This is a genomic window from Cytobacillus praedii (assembly GCF_001439605.1).
Lineage (GTDB): Bacteria > Bacillota > Bacilli > Bacillales > Cytobacillaceae > Cytobacillus > Cytobacillus praedii.
In genome coordinates this window covers 211560-223262 of record NZ_LMBX01000005.1, presented here as the reverse complement: position 1 = coordinate 223262, position 11703 = coordinate 211560, and the positions used below count along the sequence as shown (strand labels likewise).

Here is an 11703-nt window from a genome sequence, read left to right as displayed (position 1 = left end):
TTTATCTCCACCTTTCCATTAAAGACTTTAATTTTATTCTTGCCCTACTTAGTCTAGTCTTTATTGTATTTGGATTTATTTTCAAGATTTCACTTATTTCTTCAATTGATAATTCCTCATAATAAAATAACGTAATAACCTCACGATATTTTATTGACAGTTCCAATACACAAGCAGACAAAAACTCCTCTTCACTTCGCTTCATTATCGTCATTTCTGGAGTTAATTCTGAAGACTTTATAAATGCGAGTAAGTTTGAATCTGCGATTACCCTCTTAATAATCGAACTCTTTAATACATCTTTACACTTGTTAATCGTGATCCTATATATCCACGCTTTAAAAGATACGATTTTATCCAGATTTTCATATTCTTTATAACAAGTAACCATAACATCCTGAACAATATCTTCTGCAAGACACCAATCTTTTGTATAGTTATAGGAAAGTTTCATTAACTTCTCACCATATTGATTCATTATTTCTTCAAACCAACTATCTCTATCCCACTTTATATTTTCTGTACTTATTCTTCTGTTCAACCTAATACCACCTCAATTCTCACTTACTGCTAAGACGACTAAATGATGATTTGGTTTCATTTTAAAATAAAATTATTTGATCATCGTTTAATACAATTTACAATTTTCGGAAACTAAAAAGCCGACTAGTTTTTATTCAAACCAGTCGTCCATATTTGAAACTATATTCAATCTCTCCTGTGTTGTCATTACGTACCTGTCTATTTGAAAATCCCCTTACAAACCTTGTATTAGGTATCTTTCCCTTTTTATTTCAGTTTATGCTTATTCAGCTTTTCCTTTATTCGAATGCATTTATTTAAGTGTAAAAAATTGTGTCTTGTCGCTGGCATTAGTATTAATCCCGCAATCGTTTTTTTACTCCAGTAATCTGCTAACCATTGTGATTCTAGTAAAATTGCATTTTCGTCAAACAGTCGTTTGATTCTGTTTTGGTCAACCTTCATTTTAAATTGGCCCACGTCCATTGTAGAAATAATCTTACGTGTTTGCCTACCTACTGCTTCTCTATATGCCAATAATTCTTTACAATCGATAGTTGAACTTAGCTTTGTCATATCCTCATTGTTCATATCATTGCCAGAGTGAGAGAAATCGATATTCATTTTTTTAACCAGCAATCACTAAAAAGTATTTGTTCAACATTCCCGATCAATATATTCATAGTCCTATCTTCGATTCGAGCAATATGCCATAAATGCCAAACTATTGAGTTTTTCGTATCAGAATTAGGTACTGGATATTTTCTGTTAATCTCTTCATCAAGGTTTTTTACCAATACATCTACAAGTGTCACCACACTTGAATCATCAATTGCGGAAGAATGCAGCAAAGCATGGTGCGATAGGAACAATTGTATAGCTTGAGAATGTTTTTCAGGTTTATTTATTATATTTGTCAATAGCTTATGGTTTTCATTCCATCTTATTCGTTCTTTTAAGTCCATTCGTACCCACTCTCTTCAAATAATAGTTACGTAATAATTCGAGGTTGACACTTCCGTTTCCTGTTAATATGAATATTTTCCCATCTCAGGACCTTCTGCCATCAACTCTCACCATAACTAATAGGATGAATGGTTTCAGATTCACCTAATCAAAATTGATCATTTCGATAGACAAGTGACAAAAAGCCACAGATGATGAAAAAGAAGTATGTTATATACAGATAAGAGTGTAAATAACATACTTCTTTTTCCAACTTTTATTTTGTTTTATTAATAAGGTTCATATATTGTGAATCTCCATAGCCTACTGTTGGGAACAGAGCAAATAACCTTTTAATTAATTCTGATAATGGTAAATCTTTATTTTTAGAAATATACCTTATTACTTCATTATCTTCTTTTAGCATTTCTAAATAAATGTTTATTGCCTGATACATTACAGGAAGTAATTCATTTGATGGTTTTTTATGATTAACCAATACATCCTTGTAAACTGAATCATAATAACCTAACCGAAGTTCAGTTTGACTAACTTTAAAATCATCTTCTCTAAAGCAATTTAAGTATACTTTTCCTTCATACCCAGACTGTTCAAGATAGGAAAGGATAGTAAGCAGGTTCATCTGACAGAACATGTCTTCACCAAACCATAAAACGATGCATTTATACTTTTTATTAAAAAGATTGTCTAATGGACTTATTACCTTCTTGATATAATTCTCTATTGATTCATTATGCCCAGCAGCACGTATGTTAATAAACTCTCTATCAAATACTTGTTTAGTAGCCGCGTTTACACACATTGCTTCATTAAAAGGTGCGTAATGAGAATCTTCCATCAGCCTATTTTCTTTAAACATCTCATACATAGCTTGACCATTCAATATATTGAGTACATCTTTGTCAAACAATTCACTCCTTACACTTCGCAGCCGTTCAACCTCAATTTTTCTTGAAATATTCATGCTATACCATTCCCCGTCTTTATTAATAGAGAGTTTAACAAATGACTGGACAGGCAGCTTGCTAAGTTGATATTCCCTAGGATTGATACCAAAAACAGTTTTAAATGCTCTGCTGTACGCTTCTTGCGAAGAATATTCGTATTCAAAGGCAACGTCAATTATTTTCCTTTTTCTAGCCAAGTCTTCCGTTGATAAAAACAATCTTCTAAGAAGAATATAGCGCCTAATACTTATACCTGTTACTTGGTGAAATTTAAACGAACAATAATATGGGGAATATCCCATATAATTAGATAGTTCATTCAAAGAAAATCGATTTTTTAAATTGTCTTCAATCCAATCTATCATTAGCTGTATCTGTTCATTCATTTATCTCACTCCTAATTAAAATTATAAGAGTTATTAATTCCATGTTTTGATATTTCTTGTGATACATTAAATTAAACCATCAAAAAACATTGTCCATAAAAAAGCTTTATTACATAAAAGCAATTTCTATTAAACTTAAATATTAAAATTTGCTGGTAATATTCCATTTTCTACATCTTAAAATAATAGTAATCAAATAATTTACATTGTCTTCGACTTCGGTTACTGTTGTTGAAAACAAATTAGATAATACCTAAAAAATCCTAAGGTAGTGGATACTTTCATTTGTTATTGCAATTTAATAAGAAAGACTGCTTTATTTTTGGGATTTGCATAACTAAATGCAAGTAGTAAATGTCCATTAACTCGTCCACTCTAATAAATTATCTGGTCAGTATACCCCCTCAATTTCTTATTCTCAACTGTATGTGCATTGCTCTTGGATTTAAAGCGCACATATTATTCAAGATTTACTTATGAATATGTAGGTAGGTAGCCACCTCTCATTGTTATAGAAGTGTTTATTAAAGCTTAAATAAAGCACAAATTAACGGGTGTCTGTACTTGACCATTCTCCTCAGTAAGTACAATAAAAAAGATCTGCCTGTTTTAGCAGCCAGATCCTAATGTAATAACACCTTTTAGCTCAAAGAAACGAACCTTTCAACAAAAAGCCAATCGTTTGAATTTATTCTTTTTTCGTCATATGTACTAATCATTTAATCCCTTTCCATTGAGGATTTGCTGCATACATTTTTCAACCCTTGATACTCGAGTTTTGGATTGTTTCGGCTGAGAAAAGTGAAAAATATAGGCTCTTTGTCTTCCTGGTGTCAGTTCTTCAAATGCAGCTTTCAATGCAGGGATTTCATCGAACTTGGTTTGAAGCTCTTCAGGTATCTCGTATTCTGTATGCTTTTTGTAATTTACTTCTAAACCTGCTTTTTCTACTTCGATGGCTTCATTAATATACGCTTTAATAATTGGTTCCATATCAACTATTTCTTGAACATTAGTAAACCGAATTTGGCGAGCAGCTTGGACATTCTCGGTTTGTTGGATTAGAATCCCATGTGTATCCTTTAATAAGGCACCTTTGTGAAACAGAAGCGCGCAATATTCTTTAAATCCATGGATTAAAACAATATTTTTGTTTTCGTACATGTAACAAGGATGCATCCACTTAATATCTTCAGTTACCTCACAGTCAAGAACAATATTTCTTAACGTCTCAAATTCTTCCTTCCACTTTTTTGCTTTTCTTAAAAAGCCATCAACCTTACGATTCTTTTTATTATTTGTCATTTGAGCACCTACCTCGAATTTTTCCAATCAGCTAACAGCCAAGATATGGATTCTAAATTTTTTCTATTATTTTTTATTTCCTTAAATATCCACCTTTTATTCCAAAAGTTTTCGTAAAAAGATAGACAATCTTTAACTGCCAGTATATGTGCTGAATTTAGTCGATAGTATGTTTCTCTCCAGCTTTTAATTCTGAATTCTAGACTAGATTTTAAGGATGGGCAAATGTTTATAAACACCGGAACGCCTTTTTGAAATTTGCCGTTATATTTGAGAAAGGGGAATTCTTTTGGAACCGTCAATAAATGACTCGTAGGATTTGTAATAGCTGCCTAATCTTTTGATCTATATCCTTCCGCAAAAAACCATCCTTTTTTAAGAAAAAAGGCACTTAATCTCTTTTTTAGATTAGCACCCCTTGGTCAAATTATGGATATTAAAGCCTCCAAAAATAATCAGTTTCAAATCCAAATTTAGATGGCTGCACACAATTTAGACCCTTAGTGACGCACGAAATCCCCTAGCTGCATAGTAGGAATCTGCTCCATTGTGATACATGAAGACATGCCCATATCGCCAGTCACAAAAAATTGCCCCGCCGAGTTCTCTAATATCAGAGGGTGTTTGCACCCAACTAGACGTTTTCTTATCGAAATTGCCAAGTTTCTGTAACGCCCGATATTGTTCTTCCGTCAAAAGTTCAATGCCCATTGCAGTCGCCATTTCAATTACACTATTTTCTGGTTTATGTTTTTTTCTTGACTCCAGCGCTTCATGATCGTAGCAAAGACTTCTCCGGCCTGCAGGACTCTCCGCTGAACAATCAAAAAAAAGGTACTCGTCCTTCTTTTCATCATGTTCAACAACGTCTGGTTCACCGCCAGTTCTTTCCATTTCATTGAGTGACCACAATTTTTCTACATTAGCTTCTAACTTTGTTTGGATTTTAGCCCATTCAAGACCTTTATGGCGGTTCATGTTATTCTCAAAACGATCTTTCAATATTCTTAATAATTCCTCGTGCTGGTCCGGTGACAATTCCACTTTATTCTTTGACATATTAGCTTCCCCCTTTAATTTACTAATAATGATAATTCATTCTTATGTAATAATCTAAAGAATCACGATATTATCCACTATATAAGTAAGATAAAGCCCCTTTGTAAGCTTATCTTAATTTTACCTTAAGACAAAGATTTTTTGAAATACGTTTAACATTTTTCTCGCTGCACCCATTGACCTAAATGTTAGGTTTAAACTCTTAACTCCTATAATTCTAATTACAAAAATATTAAGAAAAGTACCGACACACTTTAAGCGTCTTAAGTTTAGGAAAGTAGTTTTCCCAGTTAGTGAATCAAATGATCCATGAGAATATGTTCCCTGATCAATACTTGCAAATGAATAGAACTATTTTTTTATAGCCAAGTTCCAATATAGTTAATTCAAATATTAGGTGAAGTGTTTTATATCTCTTCCACAAAAAATTCCCCCCTTTTAAGTTGGTTACTTAAGTTTAGAAATGTTAACTTTTAATACTCATCATATTTTTTCTTTTTTCTTTATCCTAAGAATACATACTATAGCAACCAAAATCGAGAAGGTTACAAACATAAAATAAGTATTTAAATTAAAGTATTGATTATTTACATGGATGGACAGTACTTTCGTAATTGTCCGAACATATTCCTCGTCTACATTGCCGTACCTTTTGAATAACGTATTTTTTATAACCTGCCGATATTCGTTTATTTCTCTTTTTTGATAGGAAAAGGCTATAATCTGGTGGATGATTATCACAAATAACCACCCAAGAGAAAAAAAGGTATTTATCGAATACCTACGTAAAATTCTGATCCATAAAAGAACCGAAAAATAAAGTAATGGCAGTATAACCCACGCTAAGAGCAAAGCAGGATTACCGTTTCCAGATGAAGCACTTGGAGTTGGTGTCATTTGGTTAATTACAAGAAAGACTCCTAATACTAAAAGGTAAACAATAAGCAGAATAATTTTAACGCCCTTCACTTAACCCACCTTCCATTGTACAAACTAATACAAATTATTTGTAAGCAGCAGATAGTGAATAAATTTTTGAATAAAAAACCAATTCTTTTTTTGTTAACGTATATGGCAATTTTAATTCATCTTCACAAACACCATTCATTTTTTCACAATATGTGAAATCGAGTCTTCTATATTTTCCGAAGGTCCTGTAAAATCCTTAACATCAATTCCCCAATCAGAAGAAATATTCATAATATCTAAAAGGTCCATATATGCTCCTCCACACTAAATGATACTGGTATATATTCTGCTATTTCTATTTAAAACCCTCTGAAATATGGAAATTCTCATTACCAAATCCCTTCTATTTTCAATAAAAAAAGCTATTCTCCATCTTGAAGAATAGACTCTGTTAACTAAATAAAAACATCCTCTTAATTTAACTTTTATCTTATAAAGATTCAACTAATAACAAGTGCAGAAAACAGGAACTTTCTCAGTCTATTCATCCAGTACTACAAGTATCTGCACTTTTGCTCATCCCAGGGATAAGGAGTATTGGAAACATACAATTATTATAAAGAATAAGATTCTTACACCTATAATAAATAGATGAATAAGCGGTCGCCGATTTAGTCCTTTCTAATTGCAAAAGTTAATTTTCATGGTAGTTTAATATCTCAAGTAATTCTTCTCTTGATTTGTTGTATTTAAGTTTATAAGTACCGGACCTAGTATCACTTTCTAATAAGTCATAATCTAGACCAAAACCTATCCAAATTCTAACAGTTTCATTTGTTTCATCTGGGTAGAATAATATTAATTTATAGTCTTCGTGGAATTCCTTTTCATATATAGTGTTTTGGTGATTTGCCTTATTTAATATCCTTGTAAGTTTATTAATTGTATCATTATCTTCAATTTCAATCAGTTCACTAAAATTTCCATCAGAATGATTATATTTTTGATAAACTATCCTGGTGATTTTTGAAAAATCATTAGAAAACAGGAAAACCATTATCGTAACAATTAAAAACACCAAAATCATAACACCTACAGCCTTTTTCAACTAGTTCCCCCCCATAACTATTCAATTAAATTATCAAATATAGAAAGTTTGTGTTTTTATTTGGTTTTAACTGTTTTCTTTTAAACATTTGTGCTGTGAAGTGGAAAAACAAAGAAACAATCATTCCTAAAAAATATCTTTTTCTATTCCTGTTTATATGAAAAAGTGAACACTGCAAATACAAAGGAAGTTACTGTAGCAAGAATGATAAAATTTATAATAAAAAATGCAAATTGCTCTGTTGTTGACAAAGCAATTGGGTCTAGAAGAATTATAGAGAGAGTAACTAGTAAACTTAATATTAAAAAGGAGTAACTTCTCTATGAAAATCTCATATACATTTTAATCCCCCTTACTGATGAACAAACTTAACTGATCTCTAAGTTATTCCCTCATAAATATATTAAGAGTCATTCTTTGTAAAGTGCTTTTCTTATTAATTGTTTAAAGGCTATCTCATAAACAAAATCAAATTTTTATCAAAATCTACCCCGTTTTATACAAGTATATTTTTTAAGCTCACTAAATTTTCTTCAAGAAATACAGCATTTTTTTCAATCCCACGGCGTTTACACCAACCGATGCTATTGAAAGAATCTGTAAATCGATAAAAAGGCAAAACAACCTCTAAATCAATTAAGGATCTGATGCTGTTATAGCCTTCTTGATAAGCATGAAACAAGGTATTATCGAAGCGTAGGAAGTCACGATACAGTTTGGTAAAATCGATCTCTGTTGAACCAAATCGAACGCTTTCAAAATCGATCATGCCTGAAACTTTATTTCCATCAACAATTATATTGGCTGGACGAAAATCCATATGTATTAAGCTTGGACCGTCTGGATGAGGGAGGAGCTGCTTCATTTCTTCAAATTTATCAATGGCTTGGTTATATAAATGAACATCCAATACATCCCTTACATCTTCAGCAAAACTATAAAATTGCTTTTCAATAAAATTGGACCAGTTCTGAAATTCATTTTGTATGCCGGTTAATGTAAGCTCAACGGGCGGCTGGATGGTATGCATTGAGGCATGAAGGACTCCTACTTGAAACGCAACCGACGGTGAAGCGTCAGATGATAATGGTTCCCCTTTTAATTCCGATAATAAAAAAGCACCAGTACACTCCTCATCACCAGACCAATAATCCAACATTTCTGGAATGGCAACATGCCCTTTTAACATTTCATAAGCTTCTAACTCCCGCTGATATTTCAATTTCGTATAAGGGATTTTTAAAAATACATGTTGACCATTAACCAAATGACATTTATAAACTGTTGAACTATAGGAATCTTCCACCTCATTAATCGATCGTACATGTAACCCAAATTGTTGAATAACACGATTTATCATTAAGCTTACCCCCTATATTAAAACGGTGTTCCACTTATCTAATTCCCTATATAATTTCTAGCCTTTGACTATATCGAACACAAAGCGTTTTTCTGCAATGCATTTAACCTTCCACTTAGCAACATAAAAAACTGTCATTATGACAGCTTTGCCCATAACCGTTTACGGTAAGGAAGTTTGTTTGAAAGAGTACTTGAGCCTTTGCTTAGAAAAGTTTTTTTCAATGTTATAATAATAGTTTTACAGAATCCTCTTCCTCTTATTTGAGCTATTCGTTAATCAGCTTTTTTACTTTTTTACAGCTTTAATAATCATAGTTGTAGGGAATCTCTTTGCTTTGTATAAAGAATAGTAGCGATCGGACACTTCTTCTTTTATCGAATGATCATTTGCTGATACGTCACTTTCAATGACAGAATCGATTGTAAATCCTGCTTTTATCAATTCATTTATATATGTACTCAGTTTTCTTTTATGAATCACCATTGGTGCATCTTCACCTTTAAAGGTTTCGTAAGTTACCACTTCCTCATTCTGGTAGGACCCAGTAAGGGATATTTCTCCGTCTTTGCTTGTTATGTGAGCGTATAAAGGATGATCCCAGCTAAATATAAAGCTGCCTTCTTGTTTCAAATAAGAGTGAATTAATTTAAAAGTAATTTGTAAATCTGTTGTCCATCCAATTGCATAAATGGAGTAAACATAGTCAAAATATAATTTGGGCAATCCTATTTCCTTTTCCATTGGTGAACAAAATAATTGTGCATCCAAACCACTTAGCGTTTCTTTTGCTGTATTTATTTGTGACTGGGAAAAGTCAACTCCCCACAATTCACCAGCACCTTTATTAGCCATATAAAGTAATGAGTGTCCACTTCCACAACCAACATCAAGAACTTTTTTATTCTTCATTTCTCTAAATAATCCTAATTCATCTTCTGTTTGGGTAAAAGGTCCATAACTAGGTAAAGCGTCTTTTCCATTAAAATGATGGGATACGGTATCCCAGCTTTTTTGATTTTGTTTAATAATTTCGATATTCATAGTTTCCCTCCACTATCTATTAACCTGTTCAAATGATTCAAAAAATTATTCTATAAATATAAATGGATTGATTGTCTATTTTCGATAGTTAAAAGCTTCATTCATAATGGAATCTAGATTTTCATTTACATACCTCTAATACTATTATTACTTCAACAAAAAAAGCGTTAATCCTTTGATCAACGCACAAATTCATGCCTAATGGCTAATAAGCAGTTTCTTAATTGTACTTACAAGTCTCATCTTTTAATTGAATGAACGATAATAATAAATAAACTCATGATATTGATCATTTATTTTTTCATTTAAGCCTTTAGATTGGTTATCAACCTTAAAACCATTCTTTTCTAAAACTTTTTGTGATCCAATATTATCAACCGTTGTTTTTGCTGATAAAAGTTTTATCGAATTCTCTTGAATGATCATCTCTTTTAGCAGTTTTAGTGCTTGGCTTGCAACCCCTTTACCTGTGTATGAGTAACCCACTCTATAACCTAAGTTACCATGGCCATTGGAAGGATCAATATCTACTATATTCATCCTTCCAAGTATCGTTCCTATCTCATTCTTAATTAAATAAAAATTACATTCACCATTGTCTTGTTCCTCTAAAAGTGAATCTAAAATAATAATAAACTTATTATAATCATAATAATCATCCCCTCTTGATGGGACTGACTTTTCGAAGAATGCTCTGTTTTCACTTTCAAATTGATATAAATCTTCAGCATCTGCTATAGATAATCTTTTCAAAATTACTGTCATATCGTTTAACTCCAATCCCAAATTTATAAATGAGTATTTTTTATCTATTTTAATAGAAAATTCTTACGAATAATAGACAATAAAAAAGACAGGAATATAATCTGCGTGTTTTGGTTCTTAAAAAGAGTATGATTCCCCATTCTCCGGGACGAAAAAATTAGTGGATATCTCTTTTTCATTAATCCTTCTCTAGATAATGTCCAATAGTTACAGCTTCCATATGGCTTGCGATATTTTTTGTATTGGGTGCTGCAGCCATATACAAATCGTAAATATTCTCTATGCCTATTACTAGTAAACCGCCTTCTAAGAATTGATTGTCACCAGCATTTACAACTATAATATCTGGTTTGTGTGTATCGATTACTTATGCCTTACAGTGTCTCCAGCTACATATAAAGTTTTTCGTTTGGATGTTTAAAGACAACTCCACTCACGAGTCCTGCTAGTTTAAAATATCTCCTCTGCCCATGCTCGCCTTGTGTATTTTTAGTTAGACATTTTCAAAGACTGTCCCTTCCTGTAATACTTCTACATAAAGAAAATCATCATTATTAATTACTTTGGCATCTTCATCATTTACACACACATTTTTACATCTTTTGGCAATGCTTTTTTGGCTGCGTAATCATAATGATCTGGGGATAAATGAGTTACAATAACAGCAACAGCGTTATTTATTATCTCATCAATGGAAGTTGGTAAGTTGACTAGGGGATTAATTTTGATCTTGTCTTCCTTATTTTTATCCTTCATCCACTTATTGAACGACCTTTCCTCGGGCCTTTCTCTCGTTTTCGTCCTTCATACGCTTTATGAACGACCTTTCCTTGGGCTTTTCTTTCGTTTTCGTCCTTCAACAGCTTTATGAATGACCTTTTTCAGTGCTTTTCACTCGTTTCTGTCCCTCATCCGCTTTATGAATGACCTTTCTTCAGGCTTTTCTCTAGTTTTCGTCCTTCATACGCTTTATGAACGACCTTGCCTCGGGCTTTTCTCTCAATTTCGTCCTACATACGCTTTATGAACGACCTTTCCTCGAGCTTTCTCTCAATTTCGTCCTACATACGCTTTATGAACGACATTCCGTCGCTTTTTTCACTCGTTTCCGTGTTTCATCTACTTTATGAACAACATTATCTCGCTCTTTTCACTTGTTTTTGTCCTTCATTCTCTTTATGAACGACCTTCCTACGCTTTTTCACTCGTTTACGTCCTTCATCCACTTTATGAACGACCTTTATCAGTGCTTTTCACTCGTTTCTGTCCCTCATCCGCTTTATAAACGACCTTCCTACGCTTTTTTCACTCATTTTTCTTCCTTCATCCACT

Annotated in this window: 11 protein-coding genes and 1 pseudogene; all 12 read right to left on the bottom strand. The window is 32.5% G+C overall.

All coding sequences use genetic code 11. The annotated features are described in order from the left end of the window. Window position 1: 1 nt before the first annotated feature. Window positions 2-541 (bottom strand): sigma-70 family RNA polymerase sigma factor, encoded by a 540-nt coding sequence (locus tag ASU02_RS07925; RefSeq protein WP_232426200.1) that lies wholly within the window; start codon window positions 539-541, stop codon window positions 2-4. Window positions 542-789: 248 nt separating this feature from the next. After that, window positions 790-1146, bottom strand: a complete 357-nt coding sequence (locus ASU02_RS26910; protein ID WP_232426198.1) for a hypothetical protein — start codon at window positions 1144-1146, stop codon at window positions 790-792. Then, window positions 1143-1487: a hypothetical protein gene (locus ASU02_RS26905; RefSeq protein ID WP_232426195.1), complete on the bottom strand. Its 345-nt coding sequence runs from the start codon at window positions 1485-1487 to the stop codon at window positions 1143-1145. Before ASU02_RS26905 ends, ASU02_RS26910 begins: the two co-directional genes overlap by 4 nt. Before the next feature lie 257 nt (window positions 1488-1744). Next, window positions 1745-2821, bottom strand: a complete 1077-nt coding sequence (locus ASU02_RS07915; protein ID WP_057762771.1) for a helix-turn-helix domain-containing protein — start codon at window positions 2819-2821, stop codon at window positions 1745-1747. 711 nt (window positions 2822-3532) lie between these two features. Beyond that, window positions 3533-4126 carry a YdeI/OmpD-associated family protein gene (locus ASU02_RS07910; protein WP_057762769.1) on the bottom strand — a complete coding sequence of 198 codons (594 nt, stop codon included), beginning with the start codon at window positions 4124-4126 and terminating at the stop codon, window positions 3533-3535. 492 nt (window positions 4127-4618) lie between these two features. Further along, window positions 4619-5185, bottom strand: coding sequence for a DUF4256 domain-containing protein (locus ASU02_RS07905; RefSeq protein WP_057762767.1), 567 nt, complete (start codon window positions 5183-5185; stop codon window positions 4619-4621). A gap of 483 nt (window positions 5186-5668) precedes the next feature. Continuing rightward, window positions 5669-6154, bottom strand: coding sequence for a hypothetical protein (locus ASU02_RS07900; RefSeq protein ID WP_057762764.1), 486 nt, complete (start codon window positions 6152-6154; stop codon window positions 5669-5671). Window positions 6155-6788: 634 nt separating this feature from the next. Next, window positions 6789-7202, bottom strand: coding sequence for a hypothetical protein (locus ASU02_RS07895; RefSeq protein ID WP_057762761.1), 414 nt, complete (start codon window positions 7200-7202; stop codon window positions 6789-6791). Between the two features lie 496 nt (window positions 7203-7698). Then, entirely contained in the window at window positions 7699-8562 is an 864-nt protein-coding gene (locus ASU02_RS07890; RefSeq protein WP_057762759.1) for an aminoglycoside phosphotransferase family protein, read from the bottom strand. 288 nt (window positions 8563-8850) lie between these two features. Further along, window positions 8851-9606, bottom strand: a complete 756-nt coding sequence (locus ASU02_RS07885; protein ID WP_057762755.1) for a class I SAM-dependent methyltransferase — start codon at window positions 9604-9606, stop codon at window positions 8851-8853. Window positions 9607-9852: 246 nt separating this feature from the next. Continuing rightward, entirely contained in the window at window positions 9853-10371 is a 519-nt protein-coding gene (locus ASU02_RS07880; protein WP_057762752.1) for a GNAT family N-acetyltransferase, read from the bottom strand. Window positions 10372-10488: 117 nt separating this feature from the next. After that, window positions 10489-11107, bottom strand: a pseudogene (locus ASU02_RS26900) (MBL fold metallo-hydrolase); the annotation flags it as partial. Between the last annotated feature and the right edge of the window lie 596 nt (window positions 11108-11703).

Bases quoted from the DNA above. Each gene is read 5' to 3' on its own strand.
- ASU02_RS26910 (WP_232426198.1), bottom strand. From the start codon at position 1,146: ATGAATATCGATTTCTCTCACTCTGGCAATGATATGAACAATGAGGAT.
- ASU02_RS26905 (WP_232426195.1), bottom strand. From the start codon at position 1,487: ATGGACTTAAAAGAACGAATAAGATGGAATGAAAACCATAAGCTATTG.
- ASU02_RS07915 (WP_057762771.1), bottom strand. From the start codon at position 2,821: ATGAATGAACAGATACAGCTAATGATAGATTGGATTGAAGACAATTTA.
- ASU02_RS07910 (WP_057762769.1), bottom strand. From the start codon at position 4,126: ATGACAAATAATAAAAAGAATCGTAAGGTTGATGGCTTTTTAAGAAAA.
- ASU02_RS07905 (WP_057762767.1), bottom strand. From the start codon at position 5,185: ATGTCAAAGAATAAAGTGGAATTGTCACCGGACCAGCACGAGGAATTA.
- ASU02_RS07890 (WP_057762759.1), bottom strand. From the start codon at position 8,562: ATGATAAATCGTGTTATTCAACAATTTGGGTTACATGTACGATCGATT.
- ASU02_RS07885 (WP_057762755.1), bottom strand. From the start codon at position 9,606: ATGAATATCGAAATTATTAAACAAAATCAAAAAAGCTGGGATACCGTA.
- ASU02_RS07880 (WP_057762752.1), bottom strand. From the start codon at position 10,371: ATGACAGTAATTTTGAAAAGATTATCTATAGCAGATGCTGAAGATTTA.